20 protein-coding genes and 4 pseudogenes are annotated in these 23,444 nt (G+C 43.0%); 17 read left to right on the top strand and 7 right to left on the bottom strand.

Annotated features, from left to right (window positions below):
- Positions 1-296: 296 nt before the first annotated feature.
- A pseudogene (locus JOE45_RS13960) lies at positions 297-701 on the top strand (potassium channel family protein); the annotation flags it as partial.
- Between the two features lie 388 nt (positions 702-1,089).
- On the opposite strand, the gene JOE45_RS24235 reads toward JOE45_RS13960, so the two are convergent.
- Both JOE45_RS24235 and JOE45_RS13950 read right to left on the bottom strand, forming a co-directional pair.
- Positions 1,090-1,176 carry a hypothetical protein gene (locus tag JOE45_RS24235; protein ID WP_461480187.1) on the bottom strand — a complete coding sequence of 29 codons (87 nt, stop codon included), beginning with the start codon at positions 1,174-1,176 and terminating at the stop codon, positions 1,090-1,092.
- Between the two features lie 8 nt (positions 1,177-1,184).
- Positions 1,185-1,691 carry a GGDEF domain-containing protein gene (locus JOE45_RS13950; protein ID WP_210019638.1) on the bottom strand — a complete coding sequence of 169 codons (507 nt, stop codon included), beginning with the start codon at positions 1,689-1,691 and terminating at the stop codon, positions 1,185-1,187.
- Positions 1,692-2,632: 941 nt separating this feature from the next.
- On the opposite strand from JOE45_RS13950, the gene JOE45_RS13945 reads away from it, so the two are divergent.
- Together JOE45_RS13945 and JOE45_RS23570 are read left to right on the top strand one after the other, a co-directional pair.
- Positions 2,633-4,108 carry a protein adenylyltransferase SelO gene (locus JOE45_RS13945; RefSeq protein ID WP_210019639.1) on the top strand — a complete coding sequence of 492 codons (1,476 nt, stop codon included), beginning with the start codon at positions 2,633-2,635 and terminating at the stop codon, positions 4,106-4,108.
- A gap of 16 nt (positions 4,109-4,124) precedes the next feature.
- A pseudogene (locus tag JOE45_RS23570) lies at positions 4,125-4,274 on the top strand (hypothetical protein); the annotation flags it as partial.
- A gap of 499 nt (positions 4,275-4,773) precedes the next feature.
- On the opposite strand, the gene JOE45_RS23565 reads toward JOE45_RS23570, so the two are convergent.
- The gene (locus JOE45_RS23565; RefSeq protein ID WP_245246968.1) at positions 4,774-4,926 is read right to left on the bottom strand and encodes a hypothetical protein; all 153 of its coding nucleotides are present in this window, start codon (positions 4,924-4,926) and stop codon (positions 4,774-4,776) included.
- A gap of 440 nt (positions 4,927-5,366) precedes the next feature.
- On the opposite strand from JOE45_RS23565, the gene JOE45_RS13930 reads away from it, so the two are divergent.
- The 3 genes and pseudogenes from JOE45_RS13930 to JOE45_RS13925 all read left to right on the top strand — a co-directional run bounded on the left by JOE45_RS13930 (position 5,367) and on the right by JOE45_RS13925 (position 6,817).
- Positions 5,367-5,723, top strand: coding sequence for a nucleotide excision repair endonuclease (locus JOE45_RS13930; RefSeq protein WP_210023298.1), 357 nt, complete (start codon positions 5,367-5,369; stop codon positions 5,721-5,723).
- Positions 5,724-5,833: 110 nt separating this feature from the next.
- Positions 5,834-5,950: pseudogene (locus tag JOE45_RS24230) on the top strand (transposase); the annotation flags it as partial.
- 315 nt (positions 5,951-6,265) lie between these two features.
- Positions 6,266-6,817 (top strand): CBO0543 family protein, encoded by a 552-nt coding sequence (locus tag JOE45_RS13925; RefSeq protein ID WP_210019641.1) that lies wholly within the window; start codon positions 6,266-6,268, stop codon positions 6,815-6,817.
- 74 nt (positions 6,818-6,891) lie between these two features.
- Here the strand turns inward: JOE45_RS13925 and JOE45_RS13920 are convergent, their stop codons facing one another.
- On the bottom strand, positions 6,892-9,396 hold the full coding sequence (locus JOE45_RS13920; protein WP_210019642.1) for an EAL domain-containing protein: 2,505 nt from the start codon (positions 9,394-9,396) through the stop codon (positions 6,892-6,894).
- A 422-nt stretch (positions 9,397-9,818) separates the two neighbouring features.
- Between JOE45_RS13920 and JOE45_RS23560 the strand changes: the two are divergent.
- The 3 genes and pseudogenes from JOE45_RS23560 to JOE45_RS24015 all read left to right on the top strand — a co-directional run.
- Positions 9,819-10,048: pseudogene (locus tag JOE45_RS23560) on the top strand (VOC family protein); the annotation flags it as partial.
- An 87-nt stretch (positions 10,049-10,135) separates the two neighbouring features.
- Complete coding sequence (locus tag JOE45_RS13915) at positions 10,136-11,404, top strand: hypothetical protein (protein ID WP_210019643.1); 1,269 nt, start codon at positions 10,136-10,138, stop codon at positions 11,402-11,404.
- A 235-nt stretch (positions 11,405-11,639) separates the two neighbouring features.
- Positions 11,640-11,840 carry a DUF6199 family natural product biosynthesis protein gene (locus JOE45_RS24015; RefSeq protein ID WP_348632536.1) on the top strand — a complete coding sequence of 67 codons (201 nt, stop codon included), beginning with the start codon at positions 11,640-11,642 and terminating at the stop codon, positions 11,838-11,840.
- A gap of 102 nt (positions 11,841-11,942) precedes the next feature.
- On the opposite strand, the gene JOE45_RS13910 is transcribed toward JOE45_RS24015, so the two are convergent.
- Positions 11,943-12,260 (bottom strand): hypothetical protein, encoded by a 318-nt coding sequence (locus JOE45_RS13910; protein WP_210019644.1) that lies wholly within the window; start codon positions 12,258-12,260, stop codon positions 11,943-11,945.
- A 414-nt stretch (positions 12,261-12,674) separates the two neighbouring features.
- On the opposite strand from JOE45_RS13910, the gene JOE45_RS13905 reads away from it, so the two are divergent.
- From JOE45_RS13905 to JOE45_RS23875, 5 genes are all read left to right on the top strand, one after another.
- Positions 12,675-13,034 carry a Lin0512 family protein gene (locus JOE45_RS13905; RefSeq protein ID WP_210019645.1) on the top strand — a complete coding sequence of 120 codons (360 nt, stop codon included), beginning with the start codon at positions 12,675-12,677 and terminating at the stop codon, positions 13,032-13,034.
- An 83-nt stretch (positions 13,035-13,117) separates the two neighbouring features.
- Positions 13,118-13,381 carry a hypothetical protein gene (locus JOE45_RS13900; RefSeq protein ID WP_210019646.1) on the top strand — a complete coding sequence of 88 codons (264 nt, stop codon included), beginning with the start codon at positions 13,118-13,120 and terminating at the stop codon, positions 13,379-13,381.
- Positions 13,382-13,567: 186 nt separating this feature from the next.
- Positions 13,568-14,050, top strand: coding sequence for an SRPBCC family protein (locus JOE45_RS13895; RefSeq protein WP_210019647.1), 483 nt, complete (start codon positions 13,568-13,570; stop codon positions 14,048-14,050).
- A gap of 161 nt (positions 14,051-14,211) precedes the next feature.
- A complete protein-coding gene (locus tag JOE45_RS13890; protein WP_210019648.1) occupies positions 14,212-14,376 on the top strand; it encodes a hypothetical protein in 165 nt (54 codons plus the stop codon).
- Between the two features lie 678 nt (positions 14,377-15,054).
- A complete protein-coding gene (locus JOE45_RS23875) occupies positions 15,055-18,450 on the top strand; it encodes a S8 family serine peptidase (protein WP_210019649.1) in 3,396 nt (1,131 codons plus the stop codon).
- A 334-nt stretch (positions 18,451-18,784) separates the two neighbouring features.
- Here JOE45_RS23875 and JOE45_RS13875 read toward each other — a convergent pair whose 3' ends face one another.
- Positions 18,785-19,240, bottom strand: coding sequence for a hypothetical protein (locus tag JOE45_RS13875; protein ID WP_210019650.1), 456 nt, complete (start codon positions 19,238-19,240; stop codon positions 18,785-18,787).
- A 461-nt stretch (positions 19,241-19,701) separates the two neighbouring features.
- On the opposite strand from JOE45_RS13875, the gene JOE45_RS13870 reads away from it, so the two are divergent.
- Positions 19,702-20,163, top strand: a complete 462-nt coding sequence (locus tag JOE45_RS13870; RefSeq protein ID WP_210019651.1) for a DinB family protein — start codon at positions 19,702-19,704, stop codon at positions 20,161-20,163.
- A 561-nt stretch (positions 20,164-20,724) separates the two neighbouring features.
- On the opposite strand, the gene JOE45_RS13865 is transcribed toward JOE45_RS13870, so the two are convergent.
- A complete protein-coding gene (locus tag JOE45_RS13865) occupies positions 20,725-20,907 on the bottom strand; it encodes a hypothetical protein (RefSeq protein WP_210019652.1) in 183 nt (60 codons plus the stop codon).
- 288 nt (positions 20,908-21,195) lie between these two features.
- Between JOE45_RS13865 and JOE45_RS13860 the strand changes: the two genes are divergently transcribed.
- Both JOE45_RS13860 and JOE45_RS13855 read left to right on the top strand, forming a co-directional pair.
- Complete coding sequence (locus JOE45_RS13860; RefSeq protein ID WP_210019653.1) at positions 21,196-22,131, top strand: HD-GYP domain-containing protein; 936 nt, start codon at positions 21,196-21,198, stop codon at positions 22,129-22,131.
- A 101-nt stretch (positions 22,132-22,232) separates the two neighbouring features.
- Positions 22,233-23,321, top strand: a complete 1,089-nt coding sequence (locus JOE45_RS13855) for a GGDEF domain-containing protein (protein WP_210019654.1) — start codon at positions 22,233-22,235, stop codon at positions 23,319-23,321.
- Positions 23,322-23,444: the final 123 nt, after the last annotated feature.

Here is a 23,444-nt window from a genome sequence, read left to right as displayed (position 1 = left end):
GTGACTATAAATATTTCCTTTTATGATACGATGTTACTGTGACACGTAAACAGGTGGGCATTCGGGGCAAGCGCAAATAAACGTTAAGCCCTGAGAATATAATCTGGGCTCCAGATAAAAACTGAAAACAATGATATTTAACCGAATTTCGAAAATATAGGGGTTTGTATAAAATTCGAAGTGGTTATATACTAAGCATATAAGAGTTCACAAGAACTTGTCTACAGAACTCATACATCTTGAAATTTTGTATACTACCTATTACTATTTTTTTTCAAGGAGATAATAAGAATTCTATGATCAATAAACAGTACGTTATAGTTGGCTTAGGCCGTTTTGGTTTCAGCGTGGGCAAACAATTGATAGAGCATGGCCACGAAGTAATTGGTATTGATATAGACGAAGAATTAGTTGACGAAATGAGCGGTGTTCTAACCTATTCGGCCATAGCGGATTGTACGGATGAAGATGCGCTGCGTTCCCTAGGCATTGGAGACTTTGATTGTGCTATTGTTGCTATTGGTGTCAATATACAGGCCAGCATTCTGGCGACAATATTATTGAAAGACCTTGGAGTCAAGCAGGTTATAGCTAAAGCATTGGATGAACTGCACGGAAGAGTTCTTGAGAAGGTAGGGGCGGATCGTGTCATTTATCCGGAACGCGATATGGGGATACAACTTGCCAACCAATTAGTATCGTATGAATATGTTTGATTTCTTCCAAGTTTGAAAGTGTTGACCCGCAAGCAAAAAAATAAGTCACGGAAGAAGAATTGGATGATGTTGAGTTTATGAGTTATGTAATCCGAAATGAAATTATTGTAACTCCAAAATGTTATGGAACATTATCTTTTCTATTTTTTCTTAACACGCACCGCGCTCTTTTCCTACGTCAGTTACATTTTGGGTAATACACCAGAATCATTTAGAAGCAACCTGAGACAGGCATTTTTACCGGCTCAGGTTGCTTAATTTTGCTTAAAGATGATGAGAAAATAAGGGAAAGGGAGGGGAGAGGGTAGGGAATGATCCGTATTTTATAATATAAAAATTGGGTTATTAGAGTATAAAAATAACTTACATTAATCTAGTCGTCGCTTAAAGGCTCAAAGATAGTTGTTCGATTTCTTCCATTTATTTTAGATTGGTATAAAGCCTTGTCTGCTCTTGATATTATGTCTTTTATGTGTTTCCCATGTTGAGGTAAATAGATACCCCCAAAGAAATTGTTATGATTTTTTCGGTTGGGTTATTTGTTTTTTCCACCGTCGTTCTTACACGTTCAGCTACATGTTTAGCTATCTCCATATCTTTGCTCTTCACGATAAGGGCGAACTCTTCACCGCCATACCTAAAGCACAGGTCAGCTTCTCGAGAGAGGTCCAGCAAAGTTTTTGCTAAAAGTTGCAGCACTTCATCACCTATTAGATGCCCATACGTATCATTAATGCTTTTGAAATGATCAATATCCAAAAGAATCAGGGAGAATGGTGTTTGACTGCTGACCAATTTTTCCAACGTTAAGTCAAAAGATCTCCGGTTTGGAACTCCGGTCAATCCATCTGTTTCAGTTTCTATCATTAAGTCGTTTAAGTTTTTATTAATATACCCCAACGCAATCTTTGCACTGTCATAAAGCTGCCTCATTTCATATGTTGTTGATTTTATTTCAGGAAGCTTGTTGTACAAACCGTTTTTTATAAAAGCTTCTTCAGCTTAGATAGTTGTTTCAAAGGTCTGGATATACGAACTGCAATGAACCAACCGATGAGCAGAATCAGTAGCAAAAATGGCAAAGACAATAAAATCATTTGATGCAATAAATTTGTTAAAGGTTCGTTGATTATTGAAGTAGGAGTTTGTGAGATAATGCCCCAGCCGGTACTGCTTATATATGCAAATGCAAACCCCGAATAGAAAGGGTGAGCGTTATGGAGCTTCTGTCCCGTTCATCCAAAATACAAATAACCAATCAAGAAATAATAAAACTCCGACGACCATATATCTGTAAGTATCACTTAGAGTTGCCATCTTGGTATTCATAGTTTTTGGTGATACCGCGCCAACAGTAAAGAGTGGTGGGAAACTGTAAAAAAAATTCGGAGAGTAGTTAACTATACCCTGAAAATGTCCTCTTCATGAAGCAATCGAATTAGTTTGATCCGAAGAATTAATTGTTTGAATCAAGTTGAGTTTTCCGGAATAATTGGCTTCTCACAAGGAACACTAAGTGAACTTGAACAGGATAGATGCAATTCATCAATAGAAGCAATTATATCCATAGATTGGGTATTTCAGACGAATTTAAATGGGTTGCTTCTTGGAAGTCTAGTCAAGAAATAGATAATAAAAAAAGAAGATTTGTTCCATTCATCACTAAGAGCAACTTACAAATTATGATAAAGAAGAGATTTTGGAGATTATGGAGTTGAAAATAGGTCGGTACAACAGTTAAAGTTTGTATTGAGACGTAACCCTTTTAAACAGAATGATGTTGGATGAAATAAAGAAAGACTAGGTAAATAATGTTTTAGGCTGATGGCCAGATATTAAGCTAACTGGTAGGATAACACAATGGAAGGGTAATAGAAAAACTAAGATACAAAAAGACAAAAGAAATAGGTGATACGATGACAGAGGAAAAAGCAATAATAGAAACAGGATGGAATTTCGACAACAGTTATGCACGTCTTCCGAAATCATTTTTTACCAGCCACAACCCAACCTCCGTACGCTCACCGGAGTTGGTCATTTTAAATGATCCGCTGGCAACCTCCCTGGGGTTGAACGTCCAGGCGCTGCAAAGCAAAGATGGCGTAGCGGTGCTGGCTGGCAACCGGGTTCCCGAAGGCGCTTTGCCTCTCGCTCAAGCTTACGCAGGGCATCAATTCGGGCATTTTACCATGTTAGGGGACGGCCGTGCTCTGCTGCTTGGTGAGCAGATCACTCCCCTAGGTGAGCGGGTTGATATTCAGCTTAAGGGTTCAGGTAAAACGCCATACTCCCGCCGGGGCGATGGTCGAGCGGCGCTTGGGCCGATGCTGCGCGAATACATCATCAGCGAAGCAATGCATGCGCTTGGTATTGCTACCACCCGCAGCCTAGCGGTGGTGACAACCGGCGAGTCAATCATCCGCGAAACCGATCAACCTGGTGCAATTCTGACCCGCGTGGCTGCCAGTCATCTTCGCGTCGGCACCTTTCAATACGTTTCAAAATGGGGCACTGTCCAGGATCTCCGGGCCCTGGCTGATTACACATTGCAAAGACACTTTCCAGAAGTTGACGCTGGTGAGAACCGCTATCTTTTCCTACTTCAGGAAGTGATCAAGCGTCAAGCCGTGCTGATTGCCAAATGGCAGCTCGTTGGTTTTATTCACGGGGTGATGAACACCGACAACATGGCCCTTAGCGGAGAAACCATTGATTATGGACCTTGTGCCTTCATGGATGCTTATGACCCAGAAACCGTATTCAGCTCCATTGACCATCATGGCCGCTATGCCTATGGCAATCAGCCGTATATTGCCGCGTGGAATCTCGCGAGATTTGCTGAAACTCTATTGCCGCTGCTGCATGTCAACGAGGCGCAGTCTGTCAAACTGGCTGAGGATGCGATTTCAGATTTTACCGAGTTGTATCATCGTAATTGGCTCGCGGGAATGAGGGCAAAACTGGGAATATTTACCGAAGAGCTACAGGATGAATCCCTTATTGAAGGCCTTCTCAGTATGATGCAGAAGTATCGTGCGGACTATACCAATACCTTCCGTGCATTAACTTTTGATAAGCCGGAGGATACGGTCCTGTTTGGAACCCCAGAATTTGCTCAGTGGCATGAGCTGTGGCAGGCGAGACTAGGCAGGCAGCAGGAAACAAAAGCCTCCTCGCATAAGTTGATGCGCAGCAGCAATCCCGCGCTAATCCCTCGCAACCACCGGGTAGAAGAGGCACTAGAAGCCGCGGTGAAACAAGGAGACTACAGCGTGATGGAGCGGCTTCTTGATGTTCTTTCGAGCCCCTATGCGCACACCTCCGAACAGGCTGATTATTGCACACTGCCTGGGCCATCAAACCGTCCTTACCGAACCTTTTGCGGTACATGATATAGAAGCATTAGGGATGGTTCTTGGAACGGAAAACAAAGCCCTTGCTTTAATTGCCGTTGCGAATGAAGATCGCGAAAGCAGCTGGGACGTGATCCAAAAACTCCATGCGTTAGGTATCCGGAAAACCGTCATGCTCACCGGTGACAACAGGACAACGGCCGATATAAGAGCAACGCTGATCGTGACAGTAAATGGCTTAAGGTTGTTACGAATCAAGAATGAATAAGTGGCTGTAAGAGCGATTAACATATGCAATAAAAGTTCCTGTATCTACAGGGGCTTTTTGCTATTGTTCGCCTTTTTTGCGTCCGGATCTCACTGGCCGGATCGGGGGCGTTTCGCTAAAGGGCAGCATATCTGACCTCCACCTCATGGACAGGTTGAATGAAGGAATGTGGGAGCGTAGACTCTGTGAGACATGGGAGGGTTGACCTCCATGAGAAGTGTGGAGATCCATAGGTTCAACTTTTCCTGTATAACCACTTTTTGAAGAAGGGTGGCTGGGCAAGAGTGTGATTTTGCATTTAATCGTCCCAATAATTTCTTCTTATTCAACATTAATCCATAAAGTTTGTTGTCCCATTCGTTAAAATCCTTTGATTAAGGGAGCATTCAAGAGAAAAGTGTTTCTTTCTCCATAGAGGGAGGATTGTGGTAGGTACTTATTCAATCGTCGTCTTCAGCGGCGGACAAGACAGCACAACCTGTCCAATCTGGGCGATGGAATGATTCGCAGAGGTGCAGGCTGCAGGCCGGAATGTTGAATTGCGGACAGCGTCAAAGCCTTGAGCTGAAATGCGCCGGACAATAGCCAAAAGAGCAAAACATCAAGCATCATGTTCTCGTTAAGTCGATGGCAACGTGTAAGGAATCTGATAAACGGAACTTTCCTTAGATTCGGTCTCCAACTTTCTTTTCATGGAAGTACTTGGTGGTTCACACTTTCTTTTTTTCGCTTTTATCACATGAATATGGAACCAGTAAAAAAAGGTCGAGAACCGCTTAGTCAGTCCCGGTGAAATTTAAACTCATCGGGACTTTGATTTTATCTAGAAACCAGGTTGATTTTTCTAATTAAATTGGCATATCATAAGGCATTAACGTTGTCTTCACTATAGGAGCAGCATCAGAGATCCTTGGAATATTGCTCCATAAGAAGAGGGGGATCTATAAGCGCAATCATACTGTAGCCTTAGCATTACATTGAGATTTGTGATAGTATTTAGGTCTAAATGAAAAAAGGAAGTGAACGATCCTGATAAACATAACCATTCCAACACCGGATGTCACCATTACCAAACAGATTGCTCCCGAGCTAAGTAATATTTACGGGTTTACAGATTTTCACCTGATTCCTAGAGATAAGGGTGGTATTTTTATGTTTTTCAACGACAATGATGAACTACTGCTTGTAGGCAAAGCGAGGAAGCTAAGACCAAGAATAAAAAAACATTTCGAGGATACCGTCTCCCCGATCAAAAACAATAGAAACGAAGTAAGTAAAATTGATGTTTGTATGGTTGAGGACCCCGTTGATAGAGAAATATACGAGACCTATATCATTAATGAATTGAAGGCAAAATATAATATAGATAAAGTGTTATACAGATAAATAAATGGATTAATAAAAAGCAATAAGCTTAGTCTGAAGTGCACCCCTTAGAATAGACATTGGAAAAAACCCCTGGGTTTAGCCGATGAATTTCTTGGGGGTGCATTTTTGTGGCAATTAAAGGTCAGAAATACAAATCGTACACGCAAGAATTGAAGAGAGAGGCAGTCCGTCTGCATGTGGAGGAGGGATGGCCATACCGTAGAATCACAGAACATTTGGGGGTTCATGACAGGGACCGTGTCGGGAAAATGGATTCGGATACATGCTGCCAAAGGTTGCGCCCGAATCAGCATGTCCCGCCGAGGCAATTTTATAACAATAACCGACCGCAAAGAAAATTAAGAAAGCTGACGCCGGTTATGATCAGAGTACCAACGCCAGCTTGCAGCCTAGTTAGGTTACGAATGACGAAGTAGGTTTTGAGGTGTTGAGTAGTTATACATAAGAACTTATCAGTGATAAAGCATCGTTAATTAATACATATTATTTCCAGTGGTGTACATGCTATGAGTAATTGCTTTGCAAAGGTGGCACATAATTTGGACGAGAATATGGAGAGAGCAAGTGAATTAATCACTGCTTTAGTTCAAACGAATATGGAAAGGTTCATTACATACGGTTTTTTAAGCCCGCAATGGTGGCTGCTCTTGGCTTTTCTCATTGTTCCCTGGCTCATTTGGTTCAAGGTCGCAGATAAAAAAAGAATGCTTGAAATTGTGGTGGTTGGTTTGCTCGTAGCGATGGCAACTAAAGTTTTAGACTTGATCGGTTATAATTTAAACTTTTGGGATTACCCCATTCAAATCGTACCTCTGGTGCCTGAGGCATTTGCTTTTGATTTGTCGATGATTCCTGTTGCCTATATGTTGTTATATCAATATTGTAAGACGTGGAAATCATATTGCCTTGGTTTAGTTTGCTTGAGCGTAGTCTATGCTTTTATCGGGGAACCTTTTTGCCAAGCGATCATGCTTGTTGTTTATTATAAGTGGAAATATATTTACTCAGCTGTGTATTACGTCGTAACGGGAATCACCGTAAGAGTGATTGTGGAAAATCTTAAAGGGGGGTATGAAGGGGTTATCCGCTAACGGAAAACGATAGCGCAGGAGCTGCCTTAGATGCAGCTCCTATTCGTTCGTTCAACATTCGTTTTCTACAAATCTTATTCCAGATGGGTACGTTTTGTAATGTCCCTCATAATAATTTGCGTGGCTGCCGAACCATTATAATGCACATGCGTTCCGCTAATTTCAACTACAATAAATTGACCATCTAAACCTATGATGGTTTTTTCAAAAGGATCAATATCTTGCCTTTCTTCTTGAACCAGCTTTATTCTCTTTCTAGTAATATCATACCCATTGGGTTGAATAAAATCATAGACGGATTTACCTAAAATATCTTTTGCACGGCTTCCTCGGAGAAGTTTAACTGCAGCTTGATTAACATAGAGTATTTCTCCATTATTATGGACAACTATAGCATCGGGGGCGATCTCGACTAAATGACGATACCTTTCTTCGCTTTTTTTAAGCTCCTCCTCTATTTGTTTTCGTTCCGTAATATCAACACAGGATGCGACAACCTCAATGACACGCCCTCCACGTATAATAGGAGATAAAGCTGCTAAGTAAAATACTCCATTTCGCTCTCCTTCATAACTTAAGGTTTCACCTGCCCATGCTTTATTATAAAACTCCAATTTATTTTCCGCTTTTTCGGGGGGTAAAAGTTCAAATAAATCTTTTCCCATCAATTCCTCGGGAGACAGTCCAATGCGATAGAGTAATGCCCCATCGCCAATCGTATGAATAAATTTACCGTCTTGTTTCTTAAATTTATATGTCATCCCTTGTTGCAAACGTAATGTATCCTGAAGATCCTGCCTAGCCAGCCTTACAGCCTCTTCCATCCAGCGTTGTTTATTCAAGGCTTGTGGGGTTCCGTATTGTTCCATTAAGATTTCGAGTTGCGCGAATTTTTTCTCTAATTCCTCTAAGCAGACAGGCTGGCTGATAAAATAGCCCTGTGCTTCATGACATAGATGTTGTTGAAGAAAAAGCAGTTGTTCCTTGGTTTCAACGCCTTCTGCAATGACACGGAGGTTCAAATTTTTGGCCATCGCAATGATCGTTTGAACGATTGTGGCATCGCTTGGTTCTTTCAAACAATCTCGGACGAAGGATTGATCAATCTTCAGCTTATCGATAGGGAATTTCTTAAGATAAGTGAGGGAGCTATATCCGGTTCCAAAGTCATCGATGCTAATTTTAACGCCTAAATTTTTCAAATGAGTTAGTATTTTAATCGATCTAGCTTCATCCATGGTCATACTTTCCGTGATTTCTAACTCCAAATATTTTGGTTCCAGATGGGTCTCCTTCAATACTTTACTCACCATGTCCACTAAATCGAGTTGATAAAACTGACGAGCGGAAAGATTCACAGAAACAACTAACGGAGGGTGCCCCTGTTCTTGCAGCTCTTTATTTTGTTTGCAAGCCGTTTGAAGCACCCATTTGCCTATTGGAATAATAAGACCTGTTTCCTCCGCTAAAGGGATAAATTCAGAAGGGGAAATGAACCCTAGAAGAGGGTGATTCCAGCGGATGAGTGCCTCCATACCGCATAATTTACCTGATTCCAAGTCGATTTGGGGTTGATAATGAATAATCAACTCATTCCGTTCCAGCGCTCTATGTAAATCTGTCTCCATCACTAATTGTGAATAAGTCCTAGAATGGATGTTCTCCGAATAAATGGTATAGGTATTTTTTCCTTCTTGCTTTGCTTGGTATAAGGCAAGATCCGCAAATTTAATTAATTCTTGGGCAGAGGTTTGGGGATCCACATCATTAGATAAACAAATTCCAACGCTGGTTGAAATATAGATTTCATGGTTGTCTATATAAAACGGTTTACTTAACTGAAAATTGATATTTTGAGCTAGTTCCCGGCATTCCTCCCGGTTACTGTCTGGTAGAAGTAAGACAAATTCATCTCCAGAATGTCGAAACACCGTTCCTTTTTGACTACATTTCACTAACCGTTCTGAAACTTTTTGTAATAAATGATCGCCAACTAAATGTCCTAAGGAGTCATTGATGATCTTAAAGCGATCCAAATCAATGAAGAAGATGGCAATCGGGCTAGAATTTAAAAGCTCGGTGGTCAAAACTTCATAGAGATGCCGACGGTTTGGCAGCCCTGTAAGGTCATCATGATAAGCCAAATGCTGTATACGTTTTTTAGCATTTTTAAGATCTGTTATATCTCGTCCTATCACAATAAGTCCTTTACGTTCCCCATTAGGAAAAGAAAGAGGAACCTTGATGATATCAAACACCTTTGGAGTTCCATCAGGTTGAAGAATTTCATGCTCATGTCGGAAGACCGTTCCGGTTTCCCATGTTTTTTTATCCGAATCTTCGAATGCTGTAAGAGATATACTAATCAATGGGGAGTAAGATGCTAATTCAGTATTCGTCATTCCTTGGTATGGAATATGTTCTATTTGAAAGAGGCGAAGTGTGAACGGATTGGTGTGTAGCCATCGTCCTTCACCATTTTTAATGGTAACTAGATCAGGCAATTCATTAATCAGAGCATGGATCAGCTGTTGTTGATTTATATCTAACATGCTTTGAATTTGCGATTGTTCCATCATATCTATCCCCTTGATGAGCATAATTCTTTATTTAAGAAGACTCTATCGTTTTTTCATTAAGCGAATACTAAGCCTTTATTATTAGGCTACTTCGTAGTACAAGTCAAAGTAAGTTGTTGGTAACCTAGATACCATCGTGATGCATGATGTGAAGATAATAGACAAAAATAAAAGCTAAATGACTTTCCTAAATGGAGTTTATTATTTCTTAACCCATGAGTCTTCGATAGACGCAGCTTAGGGTGTTCCGGCGAAAAAAAATAAGGGCGGAAACGAGTTTGCCCGTGAAAGGAGTGTGACATGACACGCTAACGCCGTACATTTTCCAGTGCAGAATTCTCCACTTGAAAATGTACAAAGAAGACATCTTTAGTATGGAATAAATTTATGGATAAGGTTAACGAATGCATCCTATCTAACCGTTTATCGAAAAAGAAACTTCTGACGCAACAAAAAGTACAGAAGTGATTGTGGCATTATCCGCTGAAAGCAAGGAACAAGTTGATGAGATTGTAACTAAGGCTCTGGCAGCTGGCGGGAAGGCTTCAAATGAACCGAATGACCAAGGATGTATGTATGGAGTTTTCAGGATATAGACGGTCATCTTTGGGAGATACTTTATATGGATGAAAGTGTAGTCGAGCAAAATTAAGATGGAGATCCATTCATCACCTGAAAAGTTTTGAGTTGTTATAATAAATGATGAATGAAAACCTCCTGACAATGGGAGGTTTTTTCATTGCAGACCGGAATGATTGGAACTTTATTGCAATTCTATTCGTCTAAAGTAGCAACACACATTATACGGACGGTGATATTCATGAGACTGGGACGTTTCATTCGGTTGCAAGCGGTTATGCTGGCCGCTTGCGTTTTGCTTTTCTTACCGGCTCAAATCGAGGCTGAAATTAAGGAGGCCACTGCGAGCGAAAAAGTAGTCTTGTACGCCCAATTCCCTCTTTACTCGAAACCGGACTTTCTAGCCCCTTCGGATGGGGCTTTGGCCCCCGTGCAAACCATTGAGGTCCAAGCGCCCGATTTGGCTCCGGAGGGCTGGTACTTGACGAAAACCTGGCTAGGTGAACGCTGGATATTTCTCGGCAGAGGCTCGGAACTTCCTGTCGTATTCCCCAAGAACGAAACCATAACGCTCCTGAACGAAACGGCGTTGTACGATACTCCTGATCTTAACACTGCGACAGGGGTCAGGTTGAGCGCGCAAAAAATTCAAACGACCGGCAGCCTCGGTTTTTGCAACGGGGGGTTACGCTCCAACTGCGACCTGACATGGTGGCAGGTCGATACGTGGCTCGGGGAAAAATGGATTCTCCCCAGCGAATATGCCGAGAAGATCAAAGAGAAGCCGCTTGACGCGAAATTCCGCACCCCATTCGAATCACCGCTGTATCTTCTCCCCTTCGAATCCCGAAAAACGGATGAAAAGCTTGAGGTCGGCACCGAAGTTCAGCTGAAAGCAATGTACAGCTACGTTCCAAGTCGGACGGGGCCGGTAACCTGGTACAAAATGGATACCTCTACCGGGGAACGATGGTTTAAAGATCCTTACAACACGTTTTTTGGAGTTGAGTCGACGGATGAGAAGGTATCGATCCAAGTTCCATTCCGCTATTATTCGGGACCGAGACTGGAAACGGCCGAACCGGGGCTAAACGAACCTCTAGAATTGACCGTATTTGAGAAAAAGGTAAATGGTTGGACCGGATGGTTCCACGTCCGCACTTCCAAAGGCGACAAGTGGGTTCATCCTGAACGAGCCTTGCAAGAGCGGCCGCCCGGCATTAAAGAAACGAATGAGTCCATACACGTTGCGCCTTCGTCTGTTGTTTCAGACTACCCGTTCCATGATCCTTTTAGCGTCGGTAAGGTGGAGTTGGAGGAACAGGAAGTTCAGGCGACGCATGTGTATGCCGATCCTTCCGGAGAAACTTGGTATCGTATTTCTACTATGCATGGTGATAAATGGGTGCTTGTGCAGCAGCCGGATTGATTTCTTGCAACGGGCGCACAGTGCCGGCATAAATACACAAAGCTGTAGAATACGCCGCGACCTTTAACTTATTGTTACCACAATCCTTTTCGTGGGCTTCTCTTTGCGAATGTCCCTTTGTGCAAGCCTGCTCCTGAGGCAAAGGGCAGTTATGTGAAACGAAGTCACGGCATCGTGCGTAACGGTCAATAAGGTAATAAATCATCTACATTGGGTCCAGGAAGGTCGGAAACCTATGATTTTTATGGGCGTTTTTCTTATATTTGCAGGAGTGCTGATGATCTTTAAGACCTCAGTATTTTGGGAAATAACAGAACGTTGGACATCTAGGGACGGTACAGAACCCTCAGACCTCTATATTTGGAATACACGTTTCGGCGGCATAATGTGCATTCTTGCAGGCCTTGCAGGTATATTGATTTATGTCATATTGTGACTAAAGAAAACAACAAAATGCTATTTCACTAACGCATAACAATAGTGGCGGAGCTTGCAATGCAGCAACTCCTCTTTTCTTTCTCCTCAGCCGTTTGTTTGGTCACTTGTCGAACGTTTCCTCTTGTTGGGGCTCCTTGGCCAGATGCTGTTTAAGCGAAGCTTTCTTCGTTACTAACTGCTTGGAGAGATCCGCTTGTAAACGATTAATGGTTTTGATATCTTCGTTTAACTTATTTATTCGCGTCATTTTGCTACTTAAATCGCTGTGCGATTGACTTAATTTCATATCTGTCTGCAATTGATTAATTTTGGATTGAGCTTTTTCTTTTTTGTTCCTCTCGTTCATGCTTTTGCTTTCTATGTCAGCAATTTCTCGTTGTAATCGATTGACAATCGCTTTAGTGAAATTAATGGACATGTAAACACCCCATAATCATTTAGTGTAGCTAGACATCATTCTACTATAAAAAAATCGGTTAAGCGAGAAGCGGAAGTTGGTTTGTCAATAGAGCGGTGGTGCCCCGATTTACTCCCCCAATCGCGTTTAACGCCTTGTTCTTGGCCGTACTCTGCGACTTACGTCGCTCAGGCAGCAAGAAACTGAAGACATAGTCCTTTTTGCAGTGTCATAGCTTCGCTTGTTATTCGAGACCGTTGTCTCAACCAGTCTCAAACATGTTTCTACGGATGAGGGCATAAAACCACCTTCATCTGAACCGTCCGCAGGGTTTCGTTTAATGGAAGAGCAGCGGCGTGTGAAATACATCTTTTGGAACACCGGTTATGGTAAAATGGAGCTACGATCAAGGTAGTAAAGGGAGTGTACAAGGTAATGAATAAAGTAATGTTTATTGAAATCGGGATGGGGATTGATCTGCATGGACAAAACGTGACCAAGGCAGCCGTCAGGGCCGTTCAAAATGCCATACACCATAACTCCATGCCTGGGCTGCGTTCGGTGCTTCCCGGTAACGATATTAATAACATGCAAGTGAAGGTAAGGCTAGCCGTTCCCGCAGATAAGGAGAAGCTGGACCTAGCCGTCGTTAGAGCAGAGTTGCCTTACGGTGAGGTATCCTTCGAGGTTATTGACGGAGGTATGCTTACAACCAGCGGTGTTGTTCTTGCGGATAAAGAAGATATAAATGATTTGGCCTATGTGGTTATAGCATCGGTTGAAGTCGGTTATTGATTAGTCATCTAAGGGGGCCTGCTATAGCAGGTCTTTATTTTTTTATGAGCCGACGGTTCAATTAAAGTAGGAGGCAAATGAGAATGGAGCATAACCCTGAAGAATCATTGGATTGGCTTCACGCACAGTCGCAAGAAGATCAATCGGTAACGAATACTGTACAAGCCAACAAGGCGATGGACGATGCTTTTTACGGTAACGGAAGAACATCCGCGATATCGCGGATGTATCTGAGGTCAACCGCAATCAATCGTAACCACAGTGTCGGCAAACGACTTGATTGGCTGCCCGTGCAATCGGGTAAGGAAGCAAACCATTCAAGCTTAGTTCAGTGTGCCGCGGCATAACGGACTAAGCTTATGTCTATTTCCACTTTATTTCTATATAACATGTCCCTTCTGTACTTCACACGAAAGCAATTTTGTTATGCTGGTTAAGCTATATAAGGCTATCATTGGTTGGAACCGTATCGTCAGTTTTGGTCTAACAAACTGGATGCCTTTGAACGGCACCTCGATGAGGAGGAGTTTTAATTGTTAGCGGTTATACAAAAAGTTGAAAATGGCTATATGGCTCGCTTCGAACGTCGTTTAAAGCATTCCGTTGAAAAGGTATGGTCATGGTTGACGGAGAACGATATGCTGGCAAAATGGTTCTCCGAGCTCCGGATCGACGAGCTCCGTGAAGGCGGGATGATTAAGTTCGACATGCAGGATGGTACGTTTGAGGAACTTGAAATTATCGAGCTTACAATGTATTCCGTATTGGAATATACATGGGGTGAAGACCGAGTTCGTTTTGAGCTTTATTCTGAGTCAGAAGGCTGTCGGTTGGTCTTAATTGAAAAGATGAGTAAGATTACGGACCATACCTCAAAGGATCTCGCCGGCTGGCATGTATGCTTGGATGTGATCCATGCATTACTGGATGAAAGGACGCTAGACTCCCGAGACAACGAATGGAAAACATGGCATGAGAAATATGCGCGACTTATCGAGAAATTTCCTAAAGACTAGTTTAAAAGACTACGTAAGCGAGACAGTCTAGAACTTAATTTTCGGTTATTTGAGTGAAAATAATAGCGCTAATGCAGGCATGTTTGGTTAATCTCAACCGTATGTATAACTCTCCATTTCCAACAGATAATACATATAGTAAAAAACCATTGGAGGTCGTTATGAAGCACATCATACGGGAGCATGTAGCAAACGAAGCAGGTATTACAGAACCGCAAGCCGAAAAAGCAGTCAGCGCGATGGTTGGTTATTTTAAAACCAGACTGCCGGTGGAGATTAACAACGAAATTGAAGGACTTTTAACTGGTGAAGATCGAGCGGACTAACTCCCCTGAACGGGAGTTTTGGTAACTCATTTGATTACCCACCTTCTGAGAATGGCCCTTTGATTTATGGGCGAGCATGCAAATTAAAAGGAAAAGGGCCTTGCCATCTGGCAGTGCCCTTTTTCCTTTTGCATAGAACGGACGACCATCGATAAAAGAATCTCCATCGTTTGTATCTGTGTCTACTTCTCCAATACTTCACATCTCAGTTTGATCAACGTCTCTAGTGAACCCGGGGAACTTTTTTATCAACTGGAAAGCTATGTACCTCAAATGCTGGAACGAAAGTGGATGAAGCTTAATTAGATTGGAGCACGTACCGCCGATTGCGAATGAAACGTATCTCCCGGATGGGACACGTTTCTTCTTGGAGGCTGCGGATTGTTTTATGGAGGAGTAGCAAGTTCTTTGAGATGATTAGCAATGCCCATAAGCCGAGCGAGATTCAGGGATTCTTTCCTGATTCTCCTCGGCTTTTTCGTTTCGCAGGCTTTCGGTGGTTTCTGCCGTCGGGCTTAAGAATCGATTTACCGAATTTTAAATGAGTTCATAGATTCAAAGTAATAGAATTGGTTAAAAAAGATTCATAGAACCAATAGGTTTGGCAGCATGCAAAACTTACATACGGTAAACCGGTTACATACAGAGTACTAGAGTGAAGGGAAAGGAAGAATGAAAATGATACGAATCAAGCGATGGGTTGGAATCATCACCTTATTTTCATTACTCGCCTCACAGCTAGGGGTCGGCGTTCATCCTGTTTTTTCCGAAGAAGCTGTTACGGAATATCCCGTCACCAATCCGGAGGTTGTCCCTGGGAAGGTCATCGTCAAATATAAACAGCCCGTCAACAATAACTCCCGTATACGCTCTGTTCCCCCACTGGTATCCGAAGACCGAAGTGTAAAGACGATCGATCTCCCCTTGCAGGAAAATGTATGGCACAAGGTGGAAGAATTAAATGATGATCCTAATGTCGAATACGCCCAGCCGGTGTATGTATACCGTCTGGAGCTGCCCGATGGCGGCGTATCTGACACGGTTCAATTCCAACCTTCGGCCAATCCGCTATCGGTGTCATCTGCCGCATCGAACGATCCCGGTTATGCCCAGCAGTGGGGTTTATCTGTAATCGAAGCGACATATGCTTGGGAGCAAATAAGCGCAGAAAGGCGGAGCCAGGTCAAAATCGCCATTATTGATACCGGCGTGAACCTTAGCCACCCCGACCTGTCGGCGTCGATAGACCGGGTTGGCGGGCAGATCAACGGATATGATTTCATCAACAATGACACGGATCCGAATGACGATCACGGACACGGCACTCACGTCGCCGGTATCGCAGCGGCCATTACGGACAATGGGGAGGGCGTGGCCGGAGTAGCCGGCGGCGTCAAGATCATCCCGGTCAAGGTAGCAGACGCTAATGGTGTAAGCAATACCTTGACCATAGCCAGCGGAATCAAGTGGGCGGTTGACCGTGGCGCTTCGATCATTAATTTGAGCTTGAGCCGGGACCGCTATCAAAGGGATGCGCTGGGAAGATTGGTTTTGGACGAGGCTGGAAGGCCGGCGGTTGCTTGGGACCGGATCGAGTCTGAGGCCATTCAATATGCTATAGATCATCAGGTATTGGTTGTTGCGGCTTCGGGTAATGACAGCAATCACTGGGTTGGAAGCGAACCGTTTAATTTACATAATCCGATTGGGGATACGCAGCGCTATTTCAATCATACCGGTTTTCCGGCAGGTACGGACGGTGTCGTTAGCGTGGGAGCCGTCGATTACTTGTCGCAGACCGGGAGGTTGGAGGAAGATGTGAAAGTGGCGGACTTTTCGAATATCGGGTTCGTTTCGGTGGCAGCCCCCGGCGTTGACATATTGAGTACGGTTCCGGGAGGCTATCAATTTAAATCGGGCACCTCCATGGCGACCCCTTTTGTCACGGGCCTTGCGGCCTTGGCCAAAGCGGCGAACCCATCGCTAAGTAAAGAGCAATTGTATGATATTGTGACGGATAGCGCCGTTCGTATGCCCGAATTGGGAAACGTTTATAGAAACGGCAACCGCCTGAATGCGAAGGACTATTATGGCAGTGGACTGATTAATGCCAAGAGGGCTTTGACGCTTCCCCGGCTACAGCTGCAAATGTCTTACACGGCAAACCAACCGAACGGTACCTTTACGCTTACCGCAACAGATGGTTATGGAACCGTTTCGGGATCGACCTATGCTGCGGCCGCCGGGTTGAATATCAGCCGGCTGCGCTTTACGAGCGGGTTATGGACGCCGGACCCTGTACAAACCGTTACGCTTACGGACGGGCGCGGCACCCTGACCCTCCCGATAGATTACGGACGCTACCAAGTTTATTCGGATGACGGCGCGGAACAGGAATTTATTCGCTCGAATAGGGTCACGTTCGAAAGATTGCCGGGGGCCCCGGAGGCGAGCCATGCTTCCGGCACGCTCCCAGCAGGTACGGAAATCAGGCTAAATTCAAACGTTCCCGGCGCGTCCATCTATTACACGACGGATGGATCTGCACCGTCACCTTCCTCAAACCTTTATAGCGAAGCGATTGTATTGGACAAGCCGGGGCCGGTGACGGTGAAGTCGCTAACAGTAGCCAACGATACGGCAAGCGAGGAACGTGAATTCCGGTATGATGTAACGCCTGCAGCATCACCTTCAGCGGAGCTTTTGGAGAGTCCTTCTTCACTGGAACCTTCACCGAAGCCAACGGATCCATCGCCAGCTCCTGCACCGGTCCCTGCACAGCCTTCCGTTCCGTCAGATAATCCAACGCCTCAGCCAACGAATGAAAGGCCATTGCCAAGGAGCGGGGGCGGTGGAGGTGGAGGCGGAGGCGGCGGAGGCCTAGCGCCAACAGCGCCACCGTTACCGGAAGCGACGCCAACACCGGTAAGCGATCCGAAAAAAATCGCGATCACGCCTTCTATGGAAACCCGGACGATCGTTGAGGTTTCCAAGGAAAGGATTGACCGCGAATTGGCTGTACGGAATGGTCCGATCACCATAGACGCTTCTACTATCGACGGGAATGAAAGTGTGGATGTGATCTTAAGTCCTCCTATCCTAGAAGCGCTTAACAAGGCCGGGAGAGCGATCACTATTCGTTCAGACCGGGTTAGATTGGAGGTGCCGCCTGCTGTTATAAAAAGCAGCGGAGGTTCCGGTTGGAAGTTTTCTATATCGTCCGCAACGCCACATTCATTTCCATTGGGGTCAACACAGGGAACTAATCAGGTGTTAGGAAGCTACCGGTTTGAATTGTCGGACAGCGATGGAAGCATAAAGAACTTTGCCCAGCCGATCCGAATTTCCTTTGTAGTGGATGCAAGCCAAATCCGTAATCCGCATAACGTAGGCGTTTATTGGTGGAATCCATCCAGCCGAAGCTGGGAATACACCGGAGGTCAACTGCAGCCGGATAGAACCATCGTTTTTCATGCGCTCCATTTTTCACAGTATGCCGCGATGGAACGATCCATAGCTTTTAGTGATGTGGAAGGGCATTGGGCCAAAGGAAACATTGAAAGGATGGCTGGACGAGGAATTACAAACGGCGTGACGGATACGCTATTTGATCCGCAGGGGACGGTGACGCGTGCGCAGTTCGCTGCACTTCTGGCCCGTGCGCTTCGGTTACAAGAAACGGGCGCTCCTCGACCTTTCGAAGATGTAACACTGGACGCTTGGTATCATAAAGCTATTTATCAAGTATTTGCCGCCGGTATTGTCACCGGAGTAACGAACTCAAGTTTCCGGCCGAACGACCCGATCACTCGGGAGCAGATGGCCGTTATGCTGGACAAGGCGCATGCTTATAAGAAGGCTCAACAAACGCCCGTCACCATTCCGTCCGCCGGAGTGTCGTTGTTTACGGACCATACGGCGATCAGCCCGTGGGCGCAGAACAGCGTTAAACAAGCTAAAACCTATGGTCTGTTGGACGGCTTCCCGGACGGAACCTTCCGTCCACTGGCGCGAGCGGCGCGAGCTGAGGCGATTATTGTGCTCGAACGCATGATGGACGCATTGTACAAATAAATAAATACAAAGAAAAAATCTCCCATGAGGTTTTTTCTTTGTATACGCTTTTTTTTGAACGGTAATGCGTTTTGTTGAAGTTGAATTTATAATAAACATATAAAGTACATATTACGGTTTGGAATGAAAGGAGAGCAATGAGTGAGTGAGAATAGCTTTGTTTAATGAAAACAGGCATTAATAACATGAAAGTAAGGCTGGCCGTTCCAACGGGTTTAAAACAGAGGGAGTCCCAGAGAAGTCAACCTCTATAAGTGCGGACAGCGGGGATTATGAAGAAAAGACCAAAGACTTTGTTATGGAATATTTTTTTAGAATTAATGTAATTATTTTTTCATTCTTCTGGATCACGGCTTTCAATTGTAACAAAATCATTCAACGGATAGAAGGCGTTTACGCCTGGTCTTATAAAGGTTTCACCCGTAATTTCTATAAAATCCAAACCGATTCGAACTAAATCACCTTCATTAATTCTGCTTACAGATGGATCTAGTCCTCTTATTTCAACCACTACACGAGTTAGCGGTTTTCGCGGTCTTGGACGAAAAATTCCGATACGCAAAGGTTCGTTAAAACTAAACGTTTTCTCCTGCAATCCCTGCCGAGTTTTCACAAAATTCTTGCCAACTTGTATAAGTGTAAGTTCAACGTCTATGCCAGATGGAAAAGCTACTTCAAATAAAGCAGCATCAAGACCGATAAAAGGGATAAGAGCTTGTTGAAGTGTGATTTTTTGGGGAGGAAGGCAAAATAATTCACCTGCAAGCCTTCGTGTTTTTGTTATTGACATCAATCCTTCGAATGTTCTTCTGCACGAAATATCTATATGTCATTGAAAAATAATGGGTGAATGTCCATTGGAAATGAGCTCATTAAGACACTTACCCTAGGTGGCTTTTTGGGTACATGAATAGTGCGACGCTCTAGAAAATCATAGAAGGCGAAACTGATAGCAAGAAACGTATTCCTATTATCTTTGAGTAATGAAAGCGATATCGTAGTGAATAGTATATTAGAAGATTTCTTATTGTAAGAAGTGGTTTAGACCTGTCGGCATTAAGAAATATAAAGGGAACAAAAGCAGGGAAAAGTGCTATATTCCCACGTATTCTTGTAGAAACATTTGATGAAGATCCTGCAGGTATTGATTATGGTTATGGGCTAATGCGGTTCGGATGCTTCCTTCCTCTAGAGGCATTATGTTGTGTAACTTAGTTGTCTAATCCAAAACAATATAAGGAGTTGTGATACGTGGAGACAATTTACCGTATGCTGGATCATTTGTATTGGGCAAATCATCGCATCTTGAGTAAACTTGATTCACTCGATAGCCTTGAGATGGAAATTTCCCGACTCTTTCATCATGTTATATACGCCGAACGGGTTTGGCTGACTCGACTTGAAGGGAAGGACAGTTCGCATCTGCCTATATGGGTAGATGCAGATATTTCTGATATGCAGGAACTTATTCGGGAAAACGAACAGCATTATAGACGATACATAAGTTTGCTTAAAGAAGAACAACTGAATGACTTGATTACATATAAGAATCAGAGCGGTACTCCTTTTCGCACGTCCATCCGGGATATTCTCACACACGTAGCTCTCCACGGGCAATATCATCGGGGGCAGATTAACAGAGCCCTCAGAGAAGAATCACATGAAGCCGTGAATGTTGACTACATTACGTATGTACGCACAACAAATCCATAAGAAGTGAAGCATGTCTGGAAACCGCTAAAACAATTACAATAAATTAATGTGCTATTTTCAAATGAAACTTGTGTTATATAGTCATAAAAATAGCTATTTTTAGGCCCTCTTTCTAAAGCAGAACGAGTGTAATGCAGGACAAGGTTATTATTATAGTCCTCCACTTCCAGCAGATGAAATTGTACAATTCTACAAAAAAACAAACAAACGGGCAGAATAGGGACGTAACAGGATTGGAAAATGGTATAGGAAAATACATGGCGAGGAGGATTGTGTAAACCGATTGTTATGGGTTGGAGTGTAACGCCGGTTTGATTGCCATCCAAGCGGATGCTTCACCATCCGCTTTTTTTATTTGTCCGTTCGTTTTAAAACGAATCCTGCAAGCTTAATCTAGGAGTTGAACGCGCTGCGAGAAATCGGAAATCATCGAAGATCCTAGGTTCTTGTCCTTCGACAAATTCAGAGTGCCAATAATGTCCGGCGTAACAAATATTTGTGTTTTAAGATCCCTGTAATGGGGATTATTTGTTTAAGTAACCTATGTTTATACAGAAGCAACTAAAACATCTCTAGTTCAAATTCTTTTTTTAATTCATTAAAATCTAAGTCTAAAAGACTGCAACAATACTCCACTTTTTTAAAAAAATTGTTCTCCTCGGTTGGTTGGTCTCGGTCAACATAATACATGTTGATTAATTCAAACAACTCTGATAATACTCTTACTTTTTCTACTTTATCCATTTTAATCAATCCTTTTTTATGCAGCTCAGAATAGTCGTTATTACGTTATAAATAGCTAATGTAATACTTACGTTGTTATAAATATACAATAATACGAATAAAAATACAATGATCATTAAGTTAAAGGAAAACGACTATGGAGGAGCATGCTAACAGCAGCTCCTCTTTTGTATTTATTGAAGTAACGAGCAGCTTCATTCAAGCGCGTCCACTTTTTAATCCTTAATCTTTTCTAACATTTATATGATAGAGTGAGTGAAAATATGGAAAGTGGGAACCAATCAAAGTATGATAAAAATACGTGGAACTTACCAATACGCAGTAATTATATGTTTATTAATCCTTGCTTGGGTACTTGTATATTTTACGAACGGGACGAACGCTCCATATACAGATTCTTTGTATCTCGCGATCATTCCTGCTGCCCTATTTTGGGGAATAAAAGGCGGTATTTCGGTAGGGGTGATCGCAGGAGTCTTAGTAGGTCCCTTTATGCCCGAAGACGTTGCAAACCATTATAGTGAACCATTATCTGACAGCTTCGTACGCATGTTTTTCTTTATCATCTGTGGTGCAATGATGGGTAAATTATTTTCCGTACTAAGTCATCAGCGTAACAAAATCGAAACTCATGAAGTGCGATTAGGACAATTTAGTATTGCGCTGATCGACTCACTCGCCCAGTCTATTGAAGTCAGAGACTCATATACGAGTGGGCACAGTCACCGTGTAGGCGATATGTCAGTACGAATTGGGGAACGTATGGGCTTAGAAACGGATGATCTGATGAGATTGAAATGGTCAGCCATGCTTCATGACATTGGTAAAATTGGGATTTCGGAAAGCATCCTGAATAAAGAAGGGAAATTGACGGATGATGAATATCGTCTAATGAAGCAGCATCCGGAACTTGGAAGAAGAATACTTAAAGATCTCCCGTATGCGGAGCTTATTTTAGGAGGAGTCATGCATCATCATGAACGAATGGACGGGAAAGGCTATCCCTATGGTCTATCGGGCGATCAAATTGGACTACAGGCGCGGATTATAGCCGTATGTGATGTATGGGACGCGATTACTTCCAAAAGATCATACCGAGATGCTATGTCATATCATGATGCCTTGAAAATTATGGAGTCTGGGAGAGGCAGTCAATTTGATCCACTGGTTTTGGATCATTTTCTGGAGATTACTGCTAAAGATCATTACAAGCAAGGTACATAGAATAAGATCGTCCGGCTGCCGCGCATTAGGCTATCCCTGTTTTTGGTTACAAAAATATCGGGCAGTAATTCAACTAGATGACTTCGTGGGGGGATATGATATTGAGGGATGGGCTTTTTTATACTATACAAGATATAATCGCTAATTTTGCTATTCTTACAGCATTTTTATTTACAACCAGCCTAGTCATATTCAAAAAAAGAAATCTTGGTGAAACTCCAACATTTTTTGAGAAGATAAAGATCGGCTTTGTAGGCGGGTTATTAGGAATCCTGCTTATGGCTTTTAAGGTAAATTTTGAAAATACTATCCTAGATTTTAGACATCTTGCAATAATTCTTTCCGCTATTGGAGGGGGGCTCTATTCATCCTTAATAGCAGGGCTAATTATAAGCGTGATGCGTTTATTTGCTTTCGGGTCAATCACTCCAAATACTCTGGTCGCCGCCGCGAATACCTTTGTAGTCTCTCTTGGTGTTGGTATGATTTGCAGTATGTACTTCTCTTATTGGAAAAAGTGGTTGTATTCTCTACTAATAGCCAATGTGCTTACTTCAATCGTGTTTTTTATAAATTTCGGGAAGCAAGGGCTTGATCCTGCAGTGCTGTTTATCTTTATGATGTTTATCGGAGGCGTGTTCGCGGCGTACCTATCACTTTTTTTAGCTAAAGCAAAGAGTTACTCCTTACGAATGGAAAAGGAAGCAACATTCGATTTTTTAACTGAATTGAACAATCACCGCACGTTTGATACCGTGTTCAATACGAGTTTGAAAAATGCAATAGAGAAAAATGAGTATTTGACATTAATGCTAGTTGATATAGATTATTTCAAAAAGGTAAATGATACATATGGGCATCCAAATGGTGACTATTTGTTAAAACAGGTCGGTGAATTACTTAAAAATACATCTCGCAATTTCGATGTCATCTCGCGTATTGGTGGAGAAGAATTTTCCATCCTACTTTTTGATTGCCCTCACCAACATGCACTTATTATTGCGGAGCGAATCAGACTTGCTGTACAAGACCATTCGTTCGTATTAAATGATGGAACGACAATTAAAATTACCATATCAATAGGCGTTGCATCTCTATCCAAGAACAACCGTGACGATATGATCGAGCAAGCCGACGTAGCCCTTTATAAAGCAAAGCACAACGGTAGAAATCAGGTTTGCTCGATATAAAGCTTTAGGGGAACGAGACGAACCATTCCAAATGTTCTTATACTTAAAGAAGACCAATGCAATCTTATTCTTAATTAAGAATAACAGCAACTGCAAAAACTTATATTAATGGCTGAGTTCCTG

Source organism: Paenibacillus sp. PvR098 (genome assembly GCF_017833255.1).
Classification (GTDB): domain Bacteria; phylum Bacillota; class Bacilli; order Paenibacillales; family NBRC-103111; genus Paenibacillus_G.
Note: the sequence above shows the minus strand (reverse complement) of the source record. Positions and strands in the feature narration are given on the sequence as shown.

Excerpts from the sequence above, each read along its gene's own strand:
- JOE45_RS13865 (WP_210019652.1), bottom strand. The coding sequence starts at position 20,907 with ATGGATAAAGTAGAAAAAGTAAGAGTATTATCAGAGTTGTTTGAATTA.
- JOE45_RS13890 (WP_210019648.1), top strand. The coding sequence starts at position 14,212 with ATGAAGCACATCATACGGGAGCATGTAGCAAACGAAGCAGGTATTACA.
- JOE45_RS13875 (WP_210019650.1), bottom strand. The coding sequence starts at position 19,240 with ATGTCAATAACAAAAACACGAAGGCTTGCAGGTGAATTATTTTGCCTT.
- JOE45_RS13905 (WP_210019645.1), top strand. The coding sequence starts at position 12,675 with ATGAATAAAGTAATGTTTATTGAAATCGGGATGGGGATTGATCTGCAT.
- JOE45_RS13920 (WP_210019642.1), bottom strand. The coding sequence starts at position 9,396 with ATGATGGAACAATCGCAAATTCAAAGCATGTTAGATATAAATCAACAA.
- JOE45_RS13900 (WP_210019646.1), top strand. The coding sequence starts at position 13,118 with ATGGAGCATAACCCTGAAGAATCATTGGATTGGCTTCACGCACAGTCG.
- JOE45_RS23875 (WP_210019649.1), top strand. The coding sequence starts at position 15,055 with ATGATACGAATCAAGCGATGGGTTGGAATCATCACCTTATTTTCATTA.
- JOE45_RS13910 (WP_210019644.1), bottom strand. The coding sequence starts at position 12,260 with ATGTCCATTAATTTCACTAAAGCGATTGTCAATCGATTACAACGAGAA.
- JOE45_RS24015 (WP_348632536.1), top strand. The coding sequence starts at position 11,640 with ATGATTTTTATGGGCGTTTTTCTTATATTTGCAGGAGTGCTGATGATC.
- JOE45_RS13945 (WP_210019639.1), top strand. The coding sequence starts at position 2,633 with ATGACAGAGGAAAAAGCAATAATAGAAACAGGATGGAATTTCGACAAC.
- JOE45_RS13860 (WP_210019653.1), top strand. The coding sequence starts at position 21,196 with ATGATAAAAATACGTGGAACTTACCAATACGCAGTAATTATATGTTTA.